The organism is Streptomyces sp. NPDC107559 (genome assembly GCF_055657365.1).
In genome coordinates, this window is the sequence record NZ_JBVKBD010000007.1 from 446,299 (window position 1) to 471,122 (window position 24,824).

20 protein-coding genes are annotated in these 24,824 nt (G+C 72.8%); 4 read left to right on the forward strand and 16 right to left on the reverse strand.

The window, feature by feature from the left end; translation table 11 throughout:
• Positions 1 to 5: 5 nt before the first annotated feature.
• The 11 genes from ACZ7OY_RS23295 to ACZ7OY_RS23345 form a co-directional block, all read right to left on the reverse strand.
• The gene (locus tag ACZ7OY_RS23295; RefSeq protein ID WP_471913108.1) at positions 6 to 1,028 is read right to left on the reverse strand and encodes an ADP-ribosylglycohydrolase family protein; all 1,023 of its coding nucleotides are present in this window, start codon (positions 1,026 to 1,028) and stop codon (positions 6 to 8) included.
• A complete protein-coding gene (locus tag ACZ7OY_RS23300) occupies positions 1,025 to 1,744 on the reverse strand; it encodes an NUDIX hydrolase (RefSeq protein WP_471913109.1) in 720 nt (239 codons plus the stop codon). Before ACZ7OY_RS23300 ends, ACZ7OY_RS23295 begins: the two co-directional genes overlap by 4 nt.
• 183 nt (positions 1,745 to 1,927) lie before the next feature.
• The gene (locus ACZ7OY_RS23305; protein ID WP_471913110.1) at positions 1,928 to 3,070 is read right to left on the reverse strand and encodes a pseudouridine synthase; all 1,143 of its coding nucleotides are present in this window, start codon (positions 3,068 to 3,070) and stop codon (positions 1,928 to 1,930) included.
• Positions 3,070 to 3,723, reverse strand: a complete 654-nt coding sequence (scpB, locus tag ACZ7OY_RS23310) for an SMC-Scp complex subunit ScpB (protein ID WP_471913111.1) — start codon at positions 3,721 to 3,723, stop codon at positions 3,070 to 3,072. The genes ACZ7OY_RS23305 and scpB overlap by 1 nt, the downstream gene beginning before the upstream one ends.
• Entirely contained in the window at positions 3,720 to 4,931 is a 1,212-nt protein-coding gene (locus ACZ7OY_RS23315; protein ID WP_471913112.1) for a segregation and condensation protein A, read from the reverse strand. Before ACZ7OY_RS23315 ends, scpB begins: the two co-directional genes overlap by 4 nt.
• Positions 4,932 to 4,949: 18 nt before the next feature.
• Complete coding sequence (locus ACZ7OY_RS23320; protein WP_471913113.1) at positions 4,950 to 5,528, reverse strand: hypothetical protein; 579 nt, start codon at positions 5,526 to 5,528, stop codon at positions 4,950 to 4,952.
• The gene (locus ACZ7OY_RS23325) at positions 5,513 to 6,682 is read right to left on the reverse strand and encodes a ParA family protein (RefSeq protein ID WP_384725050.1); all 1,170 of its coding nucleotides are present in this window, start codon (positions 6,680 to 6,682) and stop codon (positions 5,513 to 5,515) included. Before ACZ7OY_RS23325 ends, ACZ7OY_RS23320 begins: the two co-directional genes overlap by 16 nt.
• Positions 6,683 to 7,027: 345 nt before the next feature.
• Positions 7,028 to 8,143 (reverse strand): alanine dehydrogenase, encoded by a 1,116-nt coding sequence (gene ald, locus ACZ7OY_RS23330; RefSeq protein WP_471913145.1) that lies wholly within the window; start codon positions 8,141 to 8,143, stop codon positions 7,028 to 7,030.
• A 142-nt stretch (positions 8,144 to 8,285) separates the two neighbouring features.
• Positions 8,286 to 10,343 (reverse strand): tetratricopeptide repeat protein, encoded by a 2,058-nt coding sequence (locus ACZ7OY_RS23335; RefSeq protein WP_471913114.1) that lies wholly within the window; start codon positions 10,341 to 10,343, stop codon positions 8,286 to 8,288.
• A 169-nt stretch (positions 10,344 to 10,512) separates the two neighbouring features.
• Entirely contained in the window at positions 10,513 to 11,139 is a 627-nt protein-coding gene (locus ACZ7OY_RS23340) for an NUDIX domain-containing protein (protein WP_471913115.1), read from the reverse strand.
• Between the two features lie 120 nt (positions 11,140 to 11,259).
• A complete protein-coding gene (locus tag ACZ7OY_RS23345) occupies positions 11,260 to 12,924 on the reverse strand; it encodes a CTP synthase (protein WP_351608358.1) in 1,665 nt (554 codons plus the stop codon).
• Between the two features lie 632 nt (positions 12,925 to 13,556).
• On the opposite strand from ACZ7OY_RS23345, the gene ACZ7OY_RS23350 reads away from it, so the two are divergent.
• From ACZ7OY_RS23350 to ACZ7OY_RS23360, 3 genes are all read left to right on the forward strand, one after another.
• Complete coding sequence (locus ACZ7OY_RS23350) at positions 13,557 to 15,362, forward strand: glycoside hydrolase family 15 protein (RefSeq protein ID WP_471913146.1); 1,806 nt, start codon at positions 13,557 to 13,559, stop codon at positions 15,360 to 15,362.
• A gap of 70 nt (positions 15,363 to 15,432) precedes the next feature.
• Positions 15,433 to 16,815 carry an FAD-binding oxidoreductase gene (locus ACZ7OY_RS23355; RefSeq protein ID WP_471913116.1) on the forward strand — a complete coding sequence of 461 codons (1,383 nt, stop codon included), beginning with the start codon at positions 15,433 to 15,435 and terminating at the stop codon, positions 16,813 to 16,815.
• Positions 16,816 to 17,005: 190 nt separating this feature from the next.
• Entirely contained in the window at positions 17,006 to 18,685 is a 1,680-nt protein-coding gene (locus tag ACZ7OY_RS23360) for a PucR family transcriptional regulator (protein WP_471913117.1), read from the forward strand.
• An 11-nt stretch (positions 18,686 to 18,696) separates the two neighbouring features.
• Here the strand turns inward: ACZ7OY_RS23360 and ACZ7OY_RS23365 are convergent, their stop codons facing one another.
• The 5 genes from ACZ7OY_RS23365 to ACZ7OY_RS23385 all read right to left on the reverse strand — a co-directional run bounded on the left by ACZ7OY_RS23365 (position 18,697) and on the right by ACZ7OY_RS23385 (position 24,422).
• Positions 18,697 to 19,833 (reverse strand): glycosyltransferase family 4 protein, encoded by a 1,137-nt coding sequence (locus ACZ7OY_RS23365; protein ID WP_471913118.1) that lies wholly within the window; start codon positions 19,831 to 19,833, stop codon positions 18,697 to 18,699.
• A 551-nt stretch (positions 19,834 to 20,384) separates the two neighbouring features.
• Entirely contained in the window at positions 20,385 to 22,136 is a 1,752-nt protein-coding gene (gene recN / locus ACZ7OY_RS23370) for a DNA repair protein RecN (protein WP_471913119.1), read from the reverse strand.
• 200 nt (positions 22,137 to 22,336) lie between these two features.
• Entirely contained in the window at positions 22,337 to 23,242 is a 906-nt protein-coding gene (locus tag ACZ7OY_RS23375) for an NAD kinase (RefSeq protein WP_471913120.1), read from the reverse strand.
• Complete coding sequence (locus tag ACZ7OY_RS23380; RefSeq protein WP_384725055.1) at positions 23,239 to 24,054, reverse strand: TlyA family RNA methyltransferase; 816 nt, start codon at positions 24,052 to 24,054, stop codon at positions 23,239 to 23,241. The genes ACZ7OY_RS23375 and ACZ7OY_RS23380 overlap by 4 nt, the downstream gene beginning before the upstream one ends.
• A gap of 77 nt (positions 24,055 to 24,131) precedes the next feature.
• A complete protein-coding gene (locus ACZ7OY_RS23385) occupies positions 24,132 to 24,422 on the reverse strand; it encodes a hypothetical protein (RefSeq protein WP_471913121.1) in 291 nt (96 codons plus the stop codon).
• A 42-nt stretch (positions 24,423 to 24,464) separates the two neighbouring features.
• Between ACZ7OY_RS23385 and ACZ7OY_RS23390 the strand changes: the two genes are divergently transcribed.
• The gene (locus ACZ7OY_RS23390) at positions 24,465 to 24,812 is read left to right on the forward strand and encodes an SCP2 sterol-binding domain-containing protein (protein ID WP_471913122.1); all 348 of its coding nucleotides are present in this window, start codon (positions 24,465 to 24,467) and stop codon (positions 24,810 to 24,812) included.
• The last annotated feature ends 12 nt before the right edge of the window (positions 24,813 to 24,824 follow it).

A 24,824-nucleotide genomic window follows, 5' to 3' on the forward strand; every position in this document is an offset into this window, starting at 1 on the left:
CCCGGTCAGGCGTCCCAGAGCGCCCCGAGCTCCAGCAGCTCGTCCCGGTACTCGATCCGGTCCGCCCAGGCGGCGGGCCAGGCGTCGGCGCCCAGGTGGGCGCCCGCGAAGGCGCCGGTCAGACAGGCGATCGAGTCGGAGTCGCCGGAGCTGCACGCGGCCCGGCGCAGCGCGGTCACCGGTTCGTCGACGAAGAGCAGGAAGCACAGCAGCCCGGTCGCCAGCGCCTCCTCGGCGATCCAGCCCTCCCCGGTGGCCAGGCACGGATCGGTCTCGCGGGAACCGGCCCGCACCGCGTCCTGGAGCCGGTCCAGGACGCCCAGGCAGTCGTCCCAGCCGCGCGCGATGAAGTGCAGCGCGCTGGGGTCCTGGCCCCGGGTCCACAGGTCGCCGAGCCAGCGCTCGTGGTAGCGGGTGCGGTTGTCGAGGGCGTACGAGCGCAGCAGCCCCACGAGTCCGGTCGGCTCGGCTCCCCGGGCGAGCAGGTGTACCGCGTGCGCGGTGAGGTCGGAGGCGGCCAGCGCCGTCGGATGTCCGTGGGTGAGGGCGGACTGCAACTGGGCCGCACCGGCGCGCTGTTCGTCGTCGAGTCCGGGGGCCAGGCCGATCGGTGCGACGCGCATGTTGGCGCCGCAGCCCTTGGAGCCGATCTGGCTGGCGTCCTGCCAGGGCCGGTCGTCCTGGAGCAGGGCACACGCCGTCAGACACGTACGTCCCGGCGCCCGGTTGTTCTCCGGCGAGCGGTACCACTCCACGAACTCCTCGCGCACCGGCCGCGCCAGCCGCTTCGGCCCGAGCAGTCCCCGGTCCAGCGCGGTGCGCAGCCCCCGGCCGAGGGCGAGGGTCATCTGGGTGTCGTCGCTGACGATCGCCGGCCTGATCAGTTCCATCTCCCGCCAGGGTCCGCACTTGGCGAGGATCGACGGCACATCGTTGAACTCGGTCGGGAAGCCCAGCGCGTCGCCGAGGGCGAGGCCCAGCAGCGCTCCGGTGGCGGCGCGCTTGCGGACAGTGGTCGTGGTGGTCATGCGGGGCGTCCTTCCCGTGCGGTGCGCAGCAGCGGCGGATGGAGGGTGGTGGCGGTGCCGGGCCGGTACAGCGCGGCGGGTTTGCCGCGGCCGCCGGTCAGCCGGGCGCCGCCGGGGACGGGTTCGACGAGGCCGGGGGTGGCGAGCACCTTGCGCCGGAAGTTGGGCCGGTCCAGGACCGCGCCCCAGACGGCCTCGTAGACCTGCTGCAACTCGCCGAGGGTGAACTCGGGCGGGCAGAAGGCGGTGGCGAGGCTCGTGGACTCCAGCAGGGTGCCGACGCGGTCGTGGGCGTCGGCGAGGATCCGGTCGTGGTCGAAGGCGAGCGGCTCGGCACGGTCGTAGGGCAGCCAGCGGGCCTGAGCGGCGTCGCCGCCGCCGCGTGGTTCGGGCGCGTCGGGCAGCAGGGCGGCGAAGGCGACCGACACGACCCGCATCCGGGGGTCGCGGTCGGGTTCGCTGTAGGTGCGCAGCTGCTCCAGGTGCAGCCCGGAGACGTCCGACAGGCCGGTCTCCTCGGCGAGCTCTCGCCGGGCCGCCGTCTCCGCGGACTCCTCGGGCAGCACGAAGCCGCCGGGCAGCGCCCAGCGTCCGGCGTACGGCTCCTGCCCGCGTTCGACGAGCAGGACGTGCAGAACGCCGGAGCGCAGGGTGAGGACGGCGAGGTCGACGGTGACGGCGAAGGGTTCGAAGGCGTACTTGTCGTAGCCCTGCATCCACCCACCTCCTTAATAGTCATCACGACTATAAATAACCCGGGCGCCCGAACACAAGACCCGGGCACATGACCCGGACACAAGAGGGTGGGCGCAAGAAGGCGGGCACACGAAAGCGGCCGGTCCGGAGATCCGGAACCGGCCGCCTCGGTGATCGGGAGATCAGGAGCTCGGACGGACGACCTACAGGTCGACTTCCTGCATCAGCATGCCGACCTCGGTGTTGGACAGCCGCCGCAGCCAGCCGGACTTCTGGTCGCCCAGGGTGATCGGGCCGAAGGCGACGCGCACCAGCTTGTCGACCGGGAAGCCGGCCTCGGCGAGCATGCGGCGCACGATGTGCTTGCGGCCCTCGTGCAGGGTGACCTCGACGAGGTAGTTCTTGCCGGTCTGCTCGACCACCCGGAAGTGGTCCGCGCGCGCGTAACCGTCCTCCAGCTGGATGCCGTCCTTGAGCTGCTTGCCCAGGTCGCGCGGGATCGGGCCCACGATGTGCGCGAGGTAGACCTTCTTCACGCCGTACTTGGGGTGGGTCAGCCGGTGCGCCAGTTCACCGTGGTTGGTGAGCAGGATGACGCCCTCGGTCTCGGTGTCCAGACGGCCGACGTGGAAGAGCCGCGTCTCGCGGTTGGTCACGTAGTCGCCGAGGCACTGCCGGCCCTCGTTGTCCTCCATGGTCGAGACGACACCGGCGGGCTTGTTCAGCGAGAAGAACTGGTACGACTGGGTCGCCACCGTCAGGCCGTCGACCTTGACCTCGTCCTTCTCCGGGTCGACCCGCTTGCCCTGCTCCAGCACGATCTCGCCGTTGACCTCGACGCGCGACTGCTCGATCAGCTCCTCGCAGGCCCGCCGGGAGCCGTAACCGGCGCGCGCGAGCACCTTCTGGAGGCGCTCGCCCTCCTGCTCGGCGCCCGGGAAGGTCTTGGGCAGCTTGACGTCCTTCTTGCCGGCGTACCGCTCCCGGTTGCGCTCCTCCGCGCGAGCGTCGTACTCCCGGGAGGTGGCGGGCGCCCAGCGCCCCCGTCCGGTGCCCGCGGACTGCTTCGGTCCGCCCTTGGCCCCGCCGCGCGCCGAGGCGCCGCGTCCGGCCTTGGGACCGTCCTTCGTCGCGCCGGGGCCCACGTCGTAGCGGCGCTCCTCGGGGCGGGGCTTGCTCGGCCGACCGCCCTGCTTGTCGTCGCGGTAGTTGCCGGCGCCACGGTTGCCGCCCCGGCCACCGCTGCTCCCGCCCCGGCCACCGCTGCTCCCGCCGCGGCCGCCGCTGTTGCCACCACGGCTCCCGCCGTTGTTTCCGCTGCTGTTCCTGCCGCTGCTGCTTCGCATCAAAGTTCCGTCTTGTCGTCTGCGTCCTCGGAATCCGGAGCGTCCGGATCGAACGACGGGACCCCTTCCAGCGTCTCGGCCTCGATCGCCGCCGCCTCCGGGAGGAAGGGCGCGAGTTCCGGGAGCTCGTCCAGGCCACGCAGGCCCATCCGCTCCAGGAAGTAGTTCGTCGTCACGTACAGGATCGCACCTGTTTCGGGTTCCGCGCCCGCCTCCTCCACGAGACCGCGCTGCAGCAGGGTCCGCATGACCCCGTCACAGTTCACTCCGCGGACCGCGGAGACCCTGCTGCGGCTGACCGGCTGGCGGTAGGCGACCACGGCGAGGGTCTCCAGCGCCGCCTGGGTGAGCCGGGCCTGCTGGCCGTCCAGGACGAAGCCCTCCACGGCCGCCGCGTACTCGGGCCGGGTGTAGAAACGCCAGCCGCCCGCGATCAGCCGCAGCTCGAAGCCGCGCCCCTGCACGGTGTACTCGTCGGCCAGCTCCCGCAGCGCGTCCCCGATCCGCCGCTTGGGCCGCTGGAGGATCTTCGCGAGGTGTTCCTCGGTCGCGGGCTCGTCCACGACCATCAGCACGGCCTCCAGGGCCGGCTTGAGATCGAGGTCGGCCACGGTGCCGGAACCGGCCGGGATGTCGGTGTTCTCCTCGCTCACGCCTTCTTCTCCTCGTTCGGCGCCTCGGGCGGCCGGTCGAACTCGTCGGTGACCTGTGGGACCTCTCCCCCGTCGCCGCCGGTCCAGCGCACCAGCAGATCGCCGAGGGCGTCCTCCTGCTCCAGGGCGACCGCCTTCTCCCGGTACAGCTCCAGCAGCGCCAGGAACCTCGCCACCACGGTGAGGGTGTCGTCGGTGTCCTCGACGAGGGTGCGGAAGCTGGCCTCGCCGAACTCCCGCAGCCGCGCGATCACGATGCCCGCCTGCTCCTGCACGCTGACCAGCGGCGCGTGGATGTGGTCGACGTAGACCTGCGGTTTGGGTCTGGGCTGCATCGCCTTGACGGCGAGCCGGGCGAACCCCTCCGGGCCGATGCTGATCACGACCTCGGGCAACAGCTCGGCGTGGTGGGGTTCGAGGCCGACGGTACGGGGCAGGCGGCGGGACTCCTGCGCCAGCCGGTGCTGGAAGATGTCGGCGATCTGCTTGTACGCCCGGTACTGGAGCAGCCGGGCGAACAGCAGGTCGCGGGCCTCCAGCAGGGCCAGGTCGGCCTCGTCCTCGACCTCGGCCGCGGGCAGCAGCCGGGCCGCCTTCAGGTCGAGCAGGGTGGCGGCCACGACCAGGAACTCGGTCGTCTGGTCCAGGTCCCAGTCCGGCCCCATCGCCCGGATGTGGGCCATGAACTCGTCGGTCACCTTCGACAGGGCCACTTCGGTGACGTCGAGCTTGTGCTTGGAGATCAGCTGGAGGAGCAGGTCGAACGGGCCCTCGAAGTTCGCCAGCCGGACCTTGAACACCCCGTCCGGGGACTCCTGGACCTCGCCGGACCGCGCCCGGACCGCCGACCCGGCCGCGGTCCCCGCCCCGGCGGCCGAGACGGCCTCGGATGCCGCGACCGCTTCGGGTTCGGGCGCCGGTTCGGACTCGGGTTCAGGCCCCGGCTCGCGTCCCGGAACCGAGACCTCGGGCCCCGGTTCGGGGCCGGAGCCGGGTGGTCCCGTCCGGGGGGCCGGCCCCGGTTCGGGCTCGCGCTCGACCGGGTGCGCACGCTCGGGTGCGACGGCCTCGGGTGCGACGGCCTCGGTCTCCGGCGGCGCGGCGGCCGGGCTCGTCGCCCCGGCCGTGCCCGGCCCACGCCCCAGCGCTCGCCGACGGCGAGCGGAGGCGCCGGGGCCGGAAGCGTCGTTCGAGGACTTCGAGGACATAGCCCCCGCAGGCTACCCCTACCGTCCGCGCAGGCGTCGAACGAGAATGCTCGCGTCCCCCCGGGACTCCAGGTCGGCCAGGACCACGGCGACCGCCTCGCGGACGATCCGCCCACGGTCGACGGCCAGCCCGTGCTCACCGCGGAGCACGAGACGCGCGTGCTCCAGGTCCATGAGCTCCTCGGCGGACACGTACACCGTGATCTTCTCGTCGTGCCGCTCGCGCCCGCTGGGGCGCCGTGCGGGCGAGCGCCCGCGCTTGCGCGGCTGTCCCTGCGGGTCGGCAGAACCTTCCTGCGCGGCCCCGCGCCGGGCGGTGCGCTCCGCGGCGGCGGCCCGGATCCGGGACTCCCCCGCGTCGGCCGCCTCCGGGTCGGCGGCCACGTGCTCGGCGCCCTCGCCGTCGCCGCCCTGTACGGGCACCGCCGGGGGCGCGTCCGCCGCGGGGGCGGCGGCCGTCTGGTCGCTCTCCCCCGCCGGGGCCGGCACCCGGGCCTCGCCGTTGGCCGGGCGCCGTGGAGTGGACGGCTGGAGTGCCATTCCCCCTGTCGTACGGAACAGTTCGTCGGCCCCCGGCAGACTCACTCGGCGTGACACCGGGCGAGCACCTCCCTGGCGAGCTGACGGTAGGCGGCTGCACCGACGGAGTTGGACGCGTACGTCGTGATCGGCTCACCGGCGACCGTGGTCTCCGGGAAGCGGACCGTGCGCCCGATGACCGTGTGGTAGACGTGGTCGTCGAAGGCCTCGACCACCCGCGCGAGCACCTCACGGCTGTGCACGGTGCGCGAGTCGTACATCGTGGCGAGGATCCCGTCGAGCTCCAGCTCCGGGTTCAGCCGCTCCTGGACCTTCTCGATGGTCTCCGTCAGCAGCGCCACACCGCGCAGGGCGAAGAACTCGCACTCGAGCGGCACGATCACCTTGTGCGCGGCCGTCAGGGCGTTCACCGTGAGCAGGCCGAGCGAGGGCTGACAGTCGATCACGATGTAGTCGTAGTCGGGCAGCAGCGGCTTCAGCGCCCGCTGGAGCGTCGACTCGCGCGCGACCTCGCTCACGAGCTGGACCTCGGCGGCCGACAGGTCGATGTTGCTGGGCAGCAGGTCCATGTTCGGGACCGCCGTCTTCAGGAGCACCTCGTCCGCCGACATGCCCCGCTCCATGAGCAGGTTGTAGACGGTGAGGTCCAGCTCCATCGGGTTGACACCGAGACCCACCGACAGCGCGCCCTGCGGGTCGAAGTCGACGAGCAGCACCCGGCGGCCGTACTCCGCGAGGGCGGCACCCAGGTTGATGGTCGACGTCGTCTTGCCGACGCCGCCCTTCTGGTTGCACATCGCGATGATCTTCGCGGGCCCGTGGTCGGTCAGCGGACCCGGGATCGGGAAGTACGGCAGCGGACGTCCGGTCGGGCCGATGCGCTCGCGACGCTGGCGTGCCGCGTCGGGCGCGAGCGTGGCCGCGTACTCGGGGTCGGGCTCGTACTCGGCGTCGGGGTCGTAGAAGTGCCCTTCGGGCAGTTCGTCGTAGTCGGCGAAGTGGTTGCGGGGCGCGCCACTTCCGTCGCCGGCCATGGCGTTCACGTGATGGCCATCCATGCTCTGGGGTGCTGTCCGAGTCGCCTGCGGACTCTGGTGGGCTGCGAAGGTGCGCACAGCGACGGAGCCGACAGCCTCGAACCCCTCGGGGCCCTGGCCTCGGACCGGCGTTCCTGGTTGACCACCCCCGGGAGAAAATGTCGACTCATTCACAAGTCGTCTTACCTCCTTGGTGACCAGGAAACTTCTAGACAGGTCAGCGTGACACCATGCCGACGGTTGGCGACTCTATGGCGTGTCGGGCGTCCGCAGCAACACAATCCGCCGGACCCGGCAGGATGTGTCGGCAATGAAACATCCCGCTGTCAAGGGCGTACGGCCGTCGCACAGCAGGTTTCACCGGTGTACGAATCGGTTCAAGGGTTACGTTCGAGGCGAGTTGACCCGGCGACGCAAAGTGACCATACACACACCATGCCGGACCTTGTCGGGCAAGGTCCGGCCTGGTGTGTGCGGTTGACGATCCTTGTTGACGTATCGCCTTTACTGTTTGGTGACTTAGCCGAGAAGCGCGTCGAGGGAGACGTGGTCGAGGCCGTGCGCCTCGGCGACCTCGCGGTAAACGACCTGGCCGTCATGGGTGTTGAGGCCCCGGGCCAGGGCGGCGTCGCGGCGCAGCGCCTCGGTCCAGCCGTTGTCGGCCAGCGACACGATGTAGGGCAGCGTGGCGTTGGTGAGGGCGTTGGTGGAGGTGCTGGGCACCGCGCCCGGCATGTTGGCGACGCAGTAGAAGACCGAGTTGTGGACCCGGAAGGTCGGCTCGGCGTGCGTCGTGGGACGCGAGTCCTCGAAGCAGCCGCCCTGGTCGATCGCGATGTCGACAAGGACACTTCCCGGCTTCATCCGGGAGACGAGCTCGTTGGTGACCAGCTTCGGGGCCTTGGCGCCCGGGATGAGCACCGCGCCGATGACGAGGTCGGCGTCGAGGACGGCCTTCTCCAGCTCGAAGGAGTTGGACATGACGGCCTTGACCTTCGTGCCGAAGATCTTGTCCGCCTCGCGCAGCTTGTTGATGTCGCGGTCCAGCAGGGTCACGTCGAAGCCCATGCCGACGGCGATCTGGACGGCGTTCCAGCCGGAGACGCCACCGCCGATGACGACGGCCTTGGCCGGCGTCACGCCCGGGACACCGCCCGGCAGCACGCCACGGCCGCCGGCCGCGCGCATCAGGTGGTAGGCGCCGACCTGCGGGGCCAGCCGGCCCGCGACCTCGGACATCGGGGCGAGCAGCGGCAGCCCGCGGCCCGGCAGCTCGACCGTCTCGTACGCGATGGCCGTGGTGCCGGACTCCAGGAGGGCGTCCGTGCACTCCTTGGACGCGGCCAGGTGCAGGTAGGTGAAGAGCGTCTGGTCCTTGCGGAGGCGGTGGTACTCCTCGGCGACCGGCTCCTTGACCTTCAGCAGCAGGTCGGCCGTGGCCCACACCTCGTCCGCCGAGTCCAGGATCTCGGCGCCCGCGGCGACGTACTCCTCGTTGGTGATCGACGAGCCGAGGCCGGCGTCGCGCTCGATGACGACCTGGTGGCCGTGGCGCACCAGCTCCAGCACACCGGCGGGGGTGATGGCCACCCGGAACTCGTTGTTCTTGACCTCGCGGGGGATGCCGACCTTCACGTCGATCACGGTCCTTGGCTCAGGGAATGGGGGCAGGACAAGACATACCCGTGCACATAGGACGCACAGGGATGCACCGCAGGAGAACGTGCGGCAGAGCCAGTCTAATGAAGGCGTTCTCGGTGTCTAGCCTTTCAATGCTTCAATCTTCCGTGGATGCACTACGGATTTCGCAGGCGTTAGCGCCGTGTTCCGGCTCTGGGTCGCTCTCCGGGAGCTCATCTCCCAGCATGCGCTCGGCGGCGCCGCGGTGCAGGCGGGCGGCCGCCGGGTCGCCCAGATGCTCCAGCGTGTCCGCCAGCCGCAGCTGGAGCGCGGCCTGAAGCCGTACGTCCTCGGCGCGGCGCGCCCACTCCACCGCCTCCTGGCAGGTGCGCAGCGACTCGGCCGGCCGCCCCGCGTACTCCTGGACCCGCGCCAGCTCGCTCAACGCCCTTGCCTGGGCGCCCACATCACCGTTCTTGCGGTGCCCCGCGACGGCCGCCCGCCAGTGGCGCAGCGCCTCGCCGTAGCGGCTCGCGTAGGTGTGCGCGGTGGCGATACGGCCGTACAGCCGGGCGGCGTCCGCGCGCTCGTCCCGGGCCAGCCGCTGGGCCAGCGCCCGGCCGAACCAGTCGGCGGCCCGGTCGAAGTCCCCGAGCTCCAGGTGCGCGCCGCCTACGGATTCCATCGCGCGGCCGGTCGCATACGGGTCGTTCGCCTCGCGTCCGGCGTCCAGCGCGGCCCGGTAGCGCACCAGCGCCTCGGCCGTGCGGCCGGTCTGCGCGTCCACGTCGGCGAGGTTCAGCAGCGCCGCGGCCTTCTCCCGGGGCAGGTTCCGGCGCTCGGCGACATCGAGCACGAGCCGGTGGATGCCGTACAGGTCGGCGGCCGCCGCCTGGGTGCCGAAGTGCGCGACCATCGCCCTGACCAGCTGGGACATCAGGCGGCGGGCCAGGGTGTCCAGCTCGCCGTCGGCGACCGCGAGGCGGGCCGCGGCCAGCAGCGCGGGTCTGCGCACGGTCAGCCACTCGGCGGCCGCCCGGGGGCTGGGGAAGCGCAGCGCGCGGGGCATGGCCTGGAGCTTCTCGCGCCCCTCGGGGTCGTCCGTCTCGGTGATCGCCCGGCAGGACTGCAACAGCCGTACGGTCCGCTCCAGCATCCGGGCGCGGGCCAGCTGGAGCTCCGCGGGCCGGTCCTCGGCCTCGCTGGCGGCCTGCAGCAGGGGGTGCAGGGCGCCCGGGACCTCGTACTGCGGCAGCGGCGACTCCACGGCCCGCAGCAGGCCCATGGCGACGAGGTCGTCGAGGACGGTGCGGGCGCCGTCCACCGAGCAGCCGGCCAGGGCGGAGGCGGTGTGCGGGTCGACGAGGCCGGCCGGTGCGAGGGAGAGCAGCCGCAGTATCCGGGCGGCGCTCGCGGGCAGGGAGGCGTGCACGAGCCGGAACAGCCGGGTGAGGGGTGTGCCGTCCGTGCCCTCCGTGTGCAGCTGCTTGGCCAGGTCGGCGACGGCGGCCTTGGGCCGGGCCGCGAGCCAGCCCCCGGCCAGCCGCAGCGCGGCGGGCTGGGCCCGGCACTCCTCGACCAGGCCCTCGGCGGCGCGCGGGTCGACCGTGATGCGGACGGAACCGGTGTGGCGGGTCAGCAGCTCCAGCGCGGACTTCGTGTCGAGACCGCCGATGGTGCACGGGCGGACGTCCGAGATCCCGGTCAGCGGGCCCCCGGCGACGGCCACGACCAGGCACTCGGGGGTGTCCGGCAGCAGGGCGTCGACCTGCTCGGCACCGGCCGCGTCGTCCAGCAGCAGCACCGCCCTGCGGTCGGCGAGGGCGGCCCGCAGGGCCTCGCTCAGCTCGTCCTCGGCGGCGCCGGGCGGGCTCGGCCGGTCCAGCGCGGCGAGCAGCTCGCGGGCGGTGCGCTCGACCGGTACGGGCGTGCCGTCGGGCTCGCTGAGCCGGGCGCGCAGCACCCCGCCGTCGTAACGGTCCGCGACCTCCCGCACGAGCTCCTCGGCGAGCGCCGTGCGGCCCGATCCGGGCTTGCCCGCGATCAGGAGCACCCGCGCGCGCGGCGCCTTGCGGCCGGCCAGGGTGTTCAGGCCCGCGCGCTCGATATCGGCGCGCAGCTCTTTCAACTCCCTTGTACGGCCCAGGAAATGGCGTTCCACCGGCGTGCGTCCCGACAGCTGAACGCCGTCCGTGTCCACCGCCTGATCCGTCACGGGCCACACTCCCGTCCCACCGCACGCGCAAGCCCGCCGGGTCTCCGGTCCGGGCGTCTCCAGAGCCTAGTTCACGCTCTGCGACCTCCCCGGCGGAGCACGGCGGGGACATCCCTCGATCGGATCAGGCGATCGTCACACCGGCGGCCGGAGGATCGGGCGCGCGGTCTCAGGCGTCGAAGGGGCGGGCCGGCCAGGGCGCCTCGGCCGGGCGCAGCGCGTCGAGGCCGCTCCCGGCGCGCGCGGCGACCAGCGACAGGACGCCGACGACGAGGCAGTTGTTGTGCAGTTCGCCCGCGAGCACCCCGCGCACGAGCTCCTCGACCGGCACCCGCGCGTACTCCATGTCGGCCTCCTCGTCCTCCACCTCGAAGCGCTGCCCCTCGGCCTCGGACAGATCGCGGGCGAGGAAGATCCGCACGGCCTCGTCGCAGCCGCCGGGCGTGGTGTAGACGTCGGTGAGGACCCGCCAGTCCTCGGCCTTGACGTGCGCCTCCTCGTACAGCTCGCGCTGGGCTGCGTGCAGCGGGTTCTCGCCGGGCACGTCGAGCAGGCCGGCCGGGATCTCCCACAGCTTGTGGCGCACGGGGTGGCGGTACTGCTTGATGACCAGGACCCGGTCCTCCTCGTCGAGGGCGAGGACGGCGACCGAGCCGGGGTGGACCTGGTAGTCGCGGCGGACCACCGCGCCGCCGGGCATGACCACGTCGTCGGTGCGGACGGAGGTCTTGTTCCCCACGAAGGGGGTCTGCGTCGCCCGGATCTCCCACCGCTCGGGAGTGTCCTTGATCGTCATGCCCTGTCCTTCCACACGTGCGGGACGGACCGGCGCACCACGCGGGAGACCGGCCGTCGGGAAAAGCCGGGGTGCCCACCCGTTGAGGGTTTGCACCCCGGCAACCGTACAACCGGTGTGTTACTCGGAATCCTGCCCTGCCGCGACCTTGCGCTGCACGGCCGCCTTCACCAGGCCCGCGAACAGCGGGTGCGGACGGGTCGGCCGCGAGCGCAGCTCGGGGTGCGCCTGGGTGGCGACCAGGTAGGGGTGGACGTCGCGCGGGTACTCGACGTACTCGACGAGCTTGCCGTCGGGCGAGGTGCCCGAGAAGAGGATGCCGGCCTTCTTCTCCAGCTCCGCGCGGTAGGCGTTGTTCACCTCGTAGCGGTGCCGGTGACGCTCCTCGACGTACTCCTTGCCGTCGTACACCTCGCGCACGATCGAGCCCTCGGCCAGCTTGGCCGGGTACATGCCCAGCCGCATGGTGCCGCCCATGTCGCCCTCGCCGGCGACGATGTCGAGCTGCTCGGCCATGGTGGAGATGACCGGGTGTCCGGTGCCCGAGTCGAACTCGGTGGAGTTGGCGTCGGGGATGTCGGCCAGGTTGCGGGCCGCCTCGATCACGATGCACTGCAGGCCCAGGCACAGGCCCAGCAGCGGGATCCGGTTCTCGCGGGCGTAGCGGATCGCGCCGACCTTGCCGAGCACACCGCGGTCGCCGAAGCCGCCGGGGATGCAGATGCCGTCGACGTCACCGAGCTGCGCCGCGGCACCGGCCGGGGTCTTGCAGTCGTCGGACGTGACCCACTTGATCTTCACCCGGGCCCGGTTGGCGAAGCCGCCGGCCCGCAGCGCCTCGGTGACCGAGAGGTAGGCGTCGGGCAGGTCGATGTACTTGCCGACCAGCGCCAGGGTGATCTCGTGGTCGGGGTTGTGGACGCGGTCGAGCAGGTCGTCCCAGGTCGTCCAGTCCACGTCGCGGAAGGGCAGGTCGAGCTTGCGGACGACATAGGCGTCCAGGCCCTCGCCGTGCACGGTCTTGGGGATGTCGTAGATGGAGCGCGCGTCGGGGCAGGCCACGACCGCGTCCTCGTCGACGTCGCACATCAGCGAGATCTTGCGCTTGATCGCGGTGGGCACCTCGCGGTCGCAGCGCAGGACGATGGCGTCCGGCTGGATACCGATGTTGCGCAGCGCCGCGACCGAGTGCTGGGTCGGCTTGGTCTTCAGCTCGCCCGAGGGGCCGATGTAGGGCAGGAGCGAGATGTGCACGACGAAGACGTTGTCCCGGCCGACCTCGTGGCGGACCTGGCGGACCGTCTCCAGGAACGGCAGCGACTCGATGTCGCCGACCGTGCCGCCGACCTCGGTGATGACGACGTCGACCGCGTCGGTCGCCATCCGGCGGATGCGGTGCTTGATCTCGTTGGTGATGTGCGGGATCACCTGGACCGTGTCGCCCAGGTACTCGCCGCGCCGCTCCTTGGCGATGACCGTCGAGTAGACCTGACCGGTGGTGACGTTCGCGGAGCCGTCCAGGTCGCGGTCGAGGAAACGCTCGTAGTGGCCGATGTCCAGGTCGGTCTCGGCGCCGTCGTTGGTGACGAACACCTCGCCGTGCTGGAAGGGGTTCATCGTGCCGGGGTCGACGTTCAGGTACGGGTCGAGCTTCTGCATCACCACGCGCAGGCCCCGTGCCTTCAGCAGCATGCCGAGGCTGGACGCCGTCAGGCCCTTGCCGAGCGAGGAGGCGACACCCCCGGTGACGAAGATGTGCTTGGTCGTCGTGGATTTGGGCGTCATGGCCAAGAGGGGGCTCCCGTGGTCGCGTTCTGGGGGTGCGGTGCGGCTGCTGTCCGGACCGGAGATTTCCGGTTTCCGGGGTGGCGCCGTCGCTGCGGTTCGGGGGTTTCTCGCCCACCGGTCCACGGGCTACCAGCGTATCAGCGCCTGGGGGAGATGGCTTCCGGCGACGCTTCGCGCACGCGCCGACACGGAGCCGGACCCGGCGCCCGGCACAGGGCCGGACACAGCGCCCGATACGGGCGCGGACCAGGACGCGGACCTGGACACGTACCCGGACGCGGACCTGATCGCGACCCCGGACACGGGCCGGTCACCTGCTCATCGTCGACTGCTCACCCGTTCGGCTCAGGCGCGTTGTCCGGAGCAGCACGCAGATCATCTACGTGCGTCGTATCCTGCTCGGACACTCGCTGCCGAGCCCGGCCCGACACCAGGGCACCACCCCTCGCCCCCTCATCATCGGAACAACGAGAGCTCGTCAGTTCGTTGAACAGAGATCGGCGTTTTGCCTCACGGCTGAGCGGCTGCTTTGCTTCACCGCTCAACGACGCACGACAAACGACCCTTTGACCGCACTAGCGACCGCCCCATTCGCGTGGGGTGACGTGGCCGTTCGACTGGAGTTGCACGTGGCCGGGCGCATCGAAGACTACGCACTCATCGGAGACATGCAGACGGCGGCGCTGGTCTGCCGCGACGGCACCGTCGACTGGCTGTGCCTGCCGCGCTTCGACTCGCACGCCATCTTCGCCGGTCTGCTCGGCACCGAGGAACACGGGTTCTGGCGGCTGGGCCCGGCCGGTTCCACCGACACCACGCCGCCCCCGGCGGACCGGCGGACCTACCGCGGCGACTCGCTGATCCTGGAGTCCGAGTGGGACACCCCGCGCGGCACGGTCCGCGTGATCGACTTCATGCCCCCACGGGAGAACGCCGCCCCGCAGCTGATCCGGATCGTGGAAGGCGTCTCGGGCCGCGTCCCGGTGCAGTCCACCCTGCGGATGCGCTTCTCCTACGGCCGTGTGGTGCCGTGGGTGCACCGGCACGACGGGCGCACCGTGGCCGTCGCGGGCCCCGACTCGGTGTGGTTCGACACCTCCGCCGAGACCTACGGCGAGTCGCTGACGACGTACACGGACTTCACCGTCTCCCCGGGCGAGCGAATCACCTTCACCCTGTCGTGGCAGCCCTCGCACCACGCTCCGCCCGGGCTGCCGGAGCCCGAGCAGCAGCTGGAGGCGACCGAGGAGTTCTGGCGCGAATGGGTGGATCACTGCACGTACCACGGCCCCTACCGTGAGGCCGTGGTCCGCTCGCTGATCACGCTCAAGGCCCTCACCTACGCGCCCACCGGCGGCATCGTCGCGGCCCCCACCACCTCGCTGCCGGAGGAGATCGGCGGGGTACGCAACTGGGACTACCGCTACACCTGGCTGCGCGACGCGGCCATCACCCTCTCCTCGCTGCTGCGCACCGGCTACCGCGAGGAAGCCCGCGCCTGGCGCGAGTGGCTGCTGCGGGCCGTCGCGGGCGACCCGGAGAACCTCCAGATCATGTACGGCATCGCGGGCGAGCGCGAGCTCGGCGAGGCCGAGCTGGACTGGCTGCCGGGGTACGAGAACTCCAGCCCGGTCCGGGTCGGCAACGGCGCCGCGCACCAGCTCCAGCTGGACGTGTACGGCGAGGTCACCGAGGCCCTGCACCTGGCCCACATGACGGGCCTGGCCCGCAACGACTACGCCTCCCTGCTCCAGCTGAAGCTGATCCGCTACCTGGAGGACCACTGGGACGAGCCGGACGAGGGCATCTGGGAGGTGCGCGGCCCGCGCCGCCACTTCGTGCACTCCAAGGTGATGGCCTGGGTCGCCGTCGACCGCACGATCAAGCTGATCGAGTCGGGGGACGCCAACGGCCCGCTGGAGAAGTGGCGCCAGCTGCGCGAGGACATCCACCGGGACGTCTGCGAGCGGGGCTACGACAAGGAGCGCAACACCTTCACCCAGTCGTACGGCTCGAAGGAGCTGGACGCCGCGCTGCTGCTGATTCCGCAGATGGGCTTCCTGCCGCCGGACGACAAGCGGGTCATCGGCACGATCGAGGCGATCCAGCGCGAGCTGTCCACCTCGGACGGCTTCATCCTGCGCTACCCGACCGACGGCAGCAACGAGGGCGTCGACGGGCTCCCGGGCGACGAGGGCGCCTTCCTCGCCTGCTCGTTCTGGATGGCGGACGACCTCGCGATGATCGGCCGTGTCGACGAGGCCCGGAAGCTGTTCGAAAAGCTGCTGGGTCTGCGCAACGACCTGGGCCTGCTCGCCGAGGAGTGGGACTCGCGCCTCCAGCGCCAGGTCGGCAACTTCCCGCAGGCCTTCAGCCACGTCCCGCTGATCGACACGGCACTGCGCCTGACGGCGTCCGGGGCCTACGCGGGCTGAACCGGACCGCACGGCCGCCTCCCTCCTACGCTGGATGGGGACAGACACCCCTATCGGGAAGGGGGCGGCCATGGCTCCCCCATCGAAGGCGGCCACTGCCCTCGCGGCGCTGCGCACGGACCTCTCGGGCGAGGTGTTCGCCCCGGGGGACGAGGGTTACGACTCGGCCCGGACCGTTTTCAACGCCATGATCGACCGGCGCCCGGCCGTCATCGCGCAGTGCGCCGACGAGGCCGATGTCGTCCGGTCGGTGCGCTTCGCGAGGGACCTGGACCTGCATGTCGCGGTGCGCGGCGGCGGGCACAGCGTGGCGGGCATGGCGCTCGGCGACAACGCGCTCGTCGTCGATCTGCGCCGGATGCACGAGGTGACCGTCGATCCGGCGGCCGAGGCCGTACGGATCGGCGGCGGCGCCACCATGAGCCATCTGGACCGCGCCACCCAGCCCCACGCGCTGGCCACCACCGGCGGCCGGGTCTCGACCACCGGGGTCGGCGGCTTCGTGCTGGGCGGCGGCACCGGCTGGCTGGACCGCTGGTGCGGCCTGGCCGTCGACAATCTGCTGGGCGTCGAGCTGGTCACCGCCGACGGCTCCCGCGTCCACGCCAACGACGACGAGAACCCCGAGCTGTTCTGGGCCCTGCACGGCGGCGGCGGCAACTTCGGCGTCGCCACCGCGCTCACCCTGAAGGTCCATGAACTGCCCCGCTTCTCGGCCGCGGTGCTGCTGTACCTCCCCGAGTTCGGCCCGGAGGTGGTGCGCACCTACCGCGACATCATCGAGTCCGCTCCGCACGAGGCGGGCGGCGTTGTGATGTACCTGACCGGCCCGCCCGAGGAGTTCGTGCCGCCGCCCCTGGTCGGACAACTCGTGTGCATCGCGCTGCTGACGTACGCCGGCGCCGAGGAGGCCATGCGCAAGCTCGCCCAGCCGCTGCTGGCGCTGCCTCACGAGGGGGAGGTGCTGGCCGAGCTGCCGTACGCCGACTTCCAGACCATGTTCGACGATCCGCCGGGGATGCGGAACTACTGGTCGGCGGAGTACCCGGCGAGCCTGCCCGACGAGCTGGTGGACGTCTTCTGCGCCCTCGCGGAGACCGTGCCCGTGCCGACCGGCACCCGGCACGTGCTGTTCCCGCAGGGCGGCGCGATCGCCGAGGGGCCCGCGCAGTACCCGGTGCCCTACCGGGACGCGCCGTGGGCGGTGCACCCGTTCGGGGTCTGGGAGGACCCCGCCGACGACGAGCGGGCCGTGGCGTGGGTGCGCAGCGTACGGGCCGGCGTCCGGCCGTGGAGCACCGGCGCGGTCTACCTCAACTTCATCGGCGACGAGGGCGCGCAGCGGGTGGAGGCCGGCCTCGGCACCGAGAACGGCCGGCGGCTCGGCGAACTGAAGCGGCGGTACGACCCGGACAACGTCTTCCGGTTCAACCAGAACATCCGGCCGCTCTGAGTTTCCGCGGGTCCCGGCCCGCGCCGGCCGTTTCCGCGGGTCCCGGCCCGCGCCGGCCGTTTCCGCGGGTCCCGGACCGCGCCGGCCGTTTCCGCGGGTCCCGGACCGCGCCGGCCGTTTCCGCGGGTCCCGGCCCGCGCCGGCCGGGGCGGGGATGTCGCCCGGACGTCCGCGCAGGTAGCGTCCGTGCATGGACAGCAGCACCGAGCATCACCCGGACGGCCGCGCGGACGGCCCCCGGGACCGACGATTCGACAGCCAGGGCGCCGGGATCACCGTGCAGCGCGCGCTGGAGCTGCCGGGGCTGCGCAGCGGCCTCCCGGAGGTCCTCGCGGGTGCCGACCGGCTGTCGCGGACCGTGCGCTGGGTGCACGCGGGCGAGGTGCCGAACATCGCCTCCCTGCTCAAGGGCGGCGAACTGCTGCTGACCACGGGGTACGGAATCGGCACCCGCCCCGCCGACCAGCGCGCGTTCGTGCGCACCCTCGCCGAGCGCGGCATCGCGGCCCTGGTGGTCGAGCTCGGGCCGCGCTTCACCCGGCTGCCCGCCGCCCTGGTCGAGACCGCGCAGACGGCCGGTCTCCCGCTGGTCCAGCTGCACCGCGAGGTGCCGTTCGTGGCGGTCACCGAGGAGATCCACACGGAGATCGTCAACGGCCACTACGCCCTGCTCCAGCGGGCCGAGGAGGTGCACCGCCGATGTACCGAGGCCCTGCTGGGCGGCGGCGGGATCCCGCAGGTCCTCGGCATCCTGGCCGACTTCAGCGGCAATCCGGTCTTCCTGGAGACGACCGACGGACGCCTCCTGTACGCCGCCGGGGCGGGTCCCGAGGGCGCGGATCCGCTCCAGGTGTGGGAGGGGCTGCGCGGCCAGCACAGGGACACTCCGCCGCCGTCGGGCTCGGTACTTGTCGACGTGCCCGGCGGGGGGCCGGGGACCGGCTCGGTGCGGGCCCGGCTGGTGCTGTTGCCCGTGCTCGGCCCGCTCGCTCCCGTGCACCGGATCGCCGCCGAACGGGCCGCGGGCATACTCGCCGTGGTCCTGATGCAGGCCCGCCAGGAGGAGGAGCTGGCGGCCCGCGGCCGCGGCGACTTCCTGACCGATCTCGCCGAGGGCCGCATCGCCGCGGCGGACGCCCCCGCGCAGGCCCGCGTACTGGGCTTCAAGCCGGGCGACAGCCCCCTGCTGCCGGTGGTCATGCGGCTGGGCGACGCGCTCTCCCCGGCCGGCGGCTGGGCGGTGCTGGCGCGCGCGGTCGCCGAGGAGCTGGCGTCCGTGGGAGTGCCGGTCCTGCTGGGCGTACGACCCGTCGAGGGCCGGGTCCCGCTGCTGCTGGGCCTGCGCTCGGAGTCGGAGCGGCCGGCGGTCGCCGACCGGGTCGCGGCGGCGCTGCGGGCCGGGGTGGAGCGGGCGGGGATGCAGCGGCCGGGGGCCCCGCAGCCGGTCGTGGTCGTCGGGATGGCCGGCGGCTGGGCGGCTGCGTCGGCGGGCCTGCGGCACGCGGCGGAGACGGCGACCGCGGCCCAGGGGCTGCCCGGCCGCCCCTGGTACGACGCCCGCCGCCTCGACATCGACCTGCTGCTGTGGCGCCTGCGGGACCACCCCGACCTGGCGGCCTTCGTGGACCGGGCGATCGGCCCGCTGCGCGAGCACGACAACCGCGCCAGGCCGCCGCTGCTGCCGACGCTGGAGACGTATCTCGCCCATGCGGGCCGCAAGGCGGAGACGGCCCGCGAACTCCATCTCAACCGTCAGACGCTGTACAACCGCCTCGCCCGCATCGGCGAGTTGCTGGGCACGGACCTCGACGACCCGCAGACGGTCCTGGTGTTGAGTCTGGCCCTGCGGGCGCGCCGGCATGTGCCCTGAGCGGCGGCCGCTCAGGGCAGCGGCGTCGGCCGCGTCAACTCGTCGTAGACACTGAGCACCTGGTTGACGGTCTCGTCCTCGGTCGGCCAAGTCGCCGCCTGCCGGACGCCCTTGTCGGCCAGCAGCGCCCGGCACGCGGGGTCGCCCAGCAGGCGCAGGACGGCGTCGCAGAGGGCCTCGGCGTCACCGTACGGCACCAGTTCGGCCGCGTCGCCGACGAGTTCGGGGGTGCCGCCGACGCCGGTCGCGACGAGCGGGACGCGGGCCCGCAGCGCCTCCTGCGCGAACACGGACCGCGCCTCCCACCGGCCGGTCAGCAGCGCCAGGTCGGCCGCGGCGATCAGCTCGCCCACGTCGTCGCGGCGGCCGAGGAGCCGCACCGGCAGTGCCTCGTCCTCGATACGGCGCTGGAGCACCGCCCGCAGCGGCCCCTCCCCCGCGACGACGACCAGCGGTTCGGGGTCGAGTCCCCGCCAGGCCCGCGCGGCGTCCAGCAGCACCCGATAGCCCCGGTGCGGCTCCAGGGAGCCGACGGCCATCAGCAACGGGCGTCCGGTGGCGCCGAGTTCGGCCCGGACCTTGGAGCGGTGCCGGTCGGGGTCGTCCGGCTCGGCCGGACCGCCGGGCCCGGGCAGCGCGACCGCGGCGAGCCGCGCGTCCCGGGCGCCCGTGCGACGGGCCCGGTCCACGAGGGACGAGGTGGTGCCGAGCACCACGGTGGCGGCCCGCACCACCCGGCGCTCCAGCAGTCGTACGAGATGGGCGCGGGCGCCCTCGGCGTACGCGCGGTCGTGCCAGGTGACGACGAGCGGGGTGTGCCGTCCGCTGAGGGCGAGCACGGCCCGGAAGGAGGCGTGCAGCCCGTGCGCGTGCACCAGGTCGGCGTCCGTGCAGGCCGCCCGGAGCGCGGCGACCGCCCCCGGGTCGCTGCTGCGCGGCACGTGCACGTGTTCGGCGCCGGCTCCGGTGAAGTCGTAGAGGTGATCGGCCTCGGCGGGGGCGCACACCGTGACCCGCACGCCCCGCGCGGCGAGCCCGGAGGCCAGGGAACGCACATGTGTGCTGCTGCCGGCGTTGCCTCCGCCCAGCACCTGCACGGTGCGCAGCGGCGACCGGCCGTGCGGCAAGGGGCGGCTGACGGGGCTCACGCGGCCGGGGCTCCTGGTTCGGCGTCGGACGGTCACGACGAAAATACAGAAGGACAGGGCGCGCGGGGTGTACCGCGCGATTCCCTCTCATGTCCTACGCCAAGGATGCCAGGACGTACGGGTGTTCCGGGAACCCCGACGAGTCCGACTGCTCCTCGCCCGACCGCACGCATCACTCACCCGAGTGAATCTGCCGTGGCCGGGCACAGCCGTGCGGCGCGTGCGCACCCCTGCGGCGCGTGCGGCTGCCGGGCAGGTGCGGCACCGGGACGGGCCCGCGCGACGGACCCGCACGGCGGACGCCCGGCCACGGCGCCCGGCCGATCCGCCCACCCGATCCGCCCACCCGATCCACTCAGCCGGAGCACCGGCATGTCCGCTCGGCCGGAGCGGCGGACGAACCCGGAGCGCAAAGCGCCCGGCGGGCCCGGAGCGCGGGGCATACCCGAGGCGTGCCCGGCGGCCCGGGCCCGGAGACCGGAGCCCGGCGCGCCCTGCCGGTTCGCTCAGCCCGGCCGGAGCTTCCCGGCCGAGCCGCTCGAGCGGAGCGCTCAGGCGTCCGCGCGGGCCGCCGCCAGCAGTTCCTCCGCATGGGCCCGCGCCGTCTGCGAGTCCTCCTGGCCGGCCAGCATCCGGGACAACTCCCTGATCCTGTCCTCCCCTTCGAGCACCTTCACGCCGGAGCGGGTCACCGATCCGTCGTTGGTCTTCTCCACCAGCAGCTGCCGGTCCGCGAAGGCCGCCACCTGCGGCAGATGGGTGACGACGACGACCTGCGCGCTCTTCGCGAGCCGTGCCAGCCGCCGTCCGATCTCCACCGCCGCCTTGCCGCCGACACCGGCGTCGACCTCGTCGAAGAGGTACGTCGGCACCGGGTCCGTCCCGGCGAACACGACCTCGACCGCCAGCATCACGCGCGAGAGCTCACCTCCGGACGCGCCCTTGGCGATGGGCCGCGGCGGGGCACCCGGGTGCGGGGCCAGCAGCAGCTCCACCTCGTCGGCGCCGGACGGCCCGTACGCGACCGTGCGTCCGCCGACCTCGACGCCCTCGGCGTCCTCCGTCTGGCGCAGGTCGAACGACACGCGCGCGTGCGGCATGGCCAGCGAGGCCAGCTCGGCGGTCACGGCCGCCGCGAACCGCTCGGCCGCCTCCGTCCGGGCGTCCGTCAGCGCCTGGGCGAGCCCACCGAGTTCGCTGCGCAGCGCGTCCCGCTCGGCGGTCAGCTCGCCGATCCGCTCGTCGTCGCCGTCCAGCTCGGTCAGCCGGCCCGCGCCCTGCTCGGCCCAGGCCAGCACGGACGCGATGTCCTGGCCGTCCCGGCCGTACTTGCGGGTCAGCGCGGTGAGCGCCGCCCGGCGCTCCTCGACGGCCGCCAGCCGCAGCGGGTCGGCGTCCAGGTCGTCGGCGTAGCCCGCCAGCTCCCCGGCCACGTCGCCCAGCAGGATCCCGATCTCCCCGATCCGGTCGGTCAGCGCGGCCAGCGCGGGGTCGTGCGACCGCACGGCCTCCAGAGCCCGCTGTGCGCCCGCCACGAGCGTCGCGGCGTCGATGCCCTCGGGATCCTCCGGGTTGCCCGCGAGAGCGGCGTGTGCGGCCGTGGCGGCCGACGACAGCGCCTCCGCGTGCCCGAGCCGCTCCGCCTCCTCGGCGAGCTCCACGTCCTCACCGGCGCGCGGCTCGACACCCGCGACCTCGTCGAGGCCGTAGCGCAGCATGTCGGCCTCCTGGGCCCGCTCGCGCGCACGGGTGACGATCTCGTCGAGCTCGGCGGCGACGGCCCGCAGCCGCCGGTAGGCCTCCGTGTACTTGGCGAGCGGCCCCGCGACGGCGTCGCCCGCGTAACGGTCGAGCGCCGCTCGCTGCCGCGAGAGCTTCAGCAGCCCCTGCTGGTCGGTCTGTCCGTGGACGGCCACCAGTTCGTCGGCGAGTTCGGCGAGCATCCCGACGGGCACGCTCCGCCCGCCCAGATGGGCTCGCGAGCGCCCCTCCGCGGAAACGGTACGGCTGATCAGCAGAGCCCCGTCGTCGAGCTCGGCCCCCGCCTCCTCCGCGCGCACGATCGCGGCCGTGTGCGCGGGTACGGAGATCCGCCCCTCCACGACCGCGTTCTTCGCCCCGATCCGCACGAGCGCCGGGTCCGCGCGCCCGCCGAGGAGCAGCCCCAGGCTGGTGACCACCATGGTCTTGCCCGCACCCGTCTCACCGGTGACCGCGGTGAACCCGGGCGACAGCTCGACGACAGCGTCGTCGATGACCCCGAGAGACCGTATCCGCATTTCCTCCAACACGCACCCGACCATACGAGGTTTTCCGGGCCGTGTGCGACGCCGCCCCCTGCAACGAGTGCCGAGCGTTACCTGCCCGGGGTAATCCTCGTTGTGCTCCCGGCCTCCGTGCTCCCGCGGGGGACGATCCGGTCCGCCCGCTCCCGCGGGGGGGCTGTCCGGTCCGCACGGGCCGGTCCGGTGCCCCGGCGGCGTCCGGGGCACCGGACCCGTGACTACTGCCGGGCCCCTCGCCACCCCGACACGGGCAGCGCGAACTTCGCCACCAGCCGGTCGGTGAACGACGCGTGGTGCAGCCGGGCCAGGCGCACGGGCACGGCCCCCCGCCGCACCTCCACCCGCGCCCCCGGCGGCAGCTCGACCGTCCGCCGGCCGTCGCACCACAGGACACCGGGCGGGACGTGCGGCAGCACCTCGACCGCCAGCACCGAGTTCGGTGAGGTGACCAGCGGCTTCGCGAACAGCGCGTGCGCGCTGATCGGCACCATCAGCAGCGCCTCGACCTCGGGCCACACCACGGGCCCGCCCGCCGAGAAGGCGTACGCCGTCGACCCGGTCGGGGTCGACAGCACGATCCCGTCGCAGCCGAACCCGGTCACCGGCCGCCCGTCGATCTCCAGCACCACTTCGAGCAGCTTCTCGGCGCCGGCCTTCTGCACGGCCGCCTCGTTCAGCGCCCAGTCGGTGTGCACGATGTCGCCGTTGCGGTGCACGACGACGTCGACGGTCATCCGCTCCTCGACCTCGTACGACTTGGTCACCACCCGGTCGACGACCTTGTCCAGGTCGTCGCGCTCGGCCTCCGCGAGGAACCCGACGCTGCCCAGGTTCACGCCGAGCATCGGCACCCCGGACGCCCGCGCGAACTCGGCGCCGCGCAGCAGGGTGCCGTCACCGCCGAGGACGATGAGCAGCTCGCAGCCCTCCAGGCACTGCGGGGTGGCCTCCCCGACCAGCTCCACCTCCGGCGGCAGCGGCAGGTCGCGTGCCTCCGCGTCCAGCACGCGCACGCCGATGCCGGACGCCAGCAGCCCCTTGACCACGAGTTCGGCACTGCGGATGGCCGCGGGCCGCCCGGTGTGGGCGAGCAGGAAAACAGTACGAGCTCGGTTCTCTGTCAACGCGGCCCCTCCGCCACTGCACGGTCGACGTCGGCCGGGTCCAGTTCGGGGGCTCCGGCACGCAGCCACAGAAAGTACTCGACGTTGCCCGAGGGACCGGGCAACGGACTGGCGGTGACGCCCTTCACCCCGAGCCCCAGTTCCCACGCCTTCTGGGCCACGCCCCGCACGGCGTCCGCCCGCAGCTGCGGACTCCGTACGACACCCCCGCTCCCCAGCCGTTCCTTCCCCACCTCGAACTGCGGCTTGACCATCATCACCAGGTCGGCGTCCGGCTTCACGCACCGCGCCAGGGCCGGCAGCACCAGCCCGAGCGGGATGAAGGACAGATCGCCCACGACAAGATCCACAGGTTCCCCATCGATCGCTTCAAGCGTCAACTCGCGTACGTTCGTACGGTCCTTGACGGTGACGCGTTCATCGCTCTGGAGAGACCAAGCGAGTTGTCCGTAACCCACGTCCACGGCGACGACCTGCGCGGCTCCCGCTCGCAGCAGTACGTCGGTGAAGCCGCCCGTGGACGCGCCCGCGTCCAGTGCCCGCCGGCCCTCGACGGCCAGCCCCTGCGGCACGAAGGCGGCGAGCGCCCCGGCGAGCTTGTGACCGCCGCGCGAGACGTACTCGGGGTCGCCGTCGTCGGACGCGACGACGATCGCCGCCGCGGTCTCCACCTGGGTGGCGGGCTTGGTCGCGACGGTCTTGCCGACCGTCACCCGGCCCGCGGCGATCAGCTGGCTGGCGTGCTCGCGCGAGCGCGCGAGCTTCCTGCGGACCAGCTCCGCGTCCAGACGGCGGCGTGCGACTCCTGCCACGTTCGGTTCAGCTCCTCGTCATCCCGTACGGCGGTCGGACCGTACGGCGGTCGAAAGGTGAGACCCGAAGGATCTCATCACGCGGTGGCGGCCGGAGGACGGGTGGGCGCCGGCAGTCCCGGGCGGGCGTCGAGCGCGGTGAGCGCGTCACGCAGCCCCCGGTGCACATCCTCGTACACCTCGACGTGTCCGTCGGCGGCGAGGTGATCGGCGTCACCGAGCCGCTCCAGCAGGGCGTCCACCTCGGCGTTGCCGGTGGGGAGGCGGGAGACCTCCAGCGGAGCGGGGGCGGCGGGGTCGGGTACCGGCCCGGCCTGCACGGTCGCCGCGTCCGTCGGGGTCACGGCCTCGGGCCCAGAGTCGGTCATGCCCCGACGCTATCGCGAACCGCTGCGGTACCGTCGATCACCATGGCCACCATCGAGGAGTGCCGCACCGCGCTCGAGAAGCTCTCCGAGTCCATGGGAGGCGCCGAGGGCGACGTCCGTGAGGCCGCCGCCCTGGACCGCTCGGTGAGCTGTCGCATCACCGACCTGGACGTCACCTTCGCAGGGCGGCTCGCGGACGGCCGGATCGAGGTGCTCGACACCTATCCCGGCCCGCCGCGCCGGAAGGCCGAGATCCGGCTGACCATGGCCGGCGACGACCTGGTGGCGCTGGTCGCGGGCGAGCTGAACTTCGCCAAGGCCTGGGGATCGGGCCGGGTGAAGCTGGAGGCGGGCCTGCTCGACCTGTTCCGGCTCAGGAAGCTCCTGTAACGGCGCTTCCGG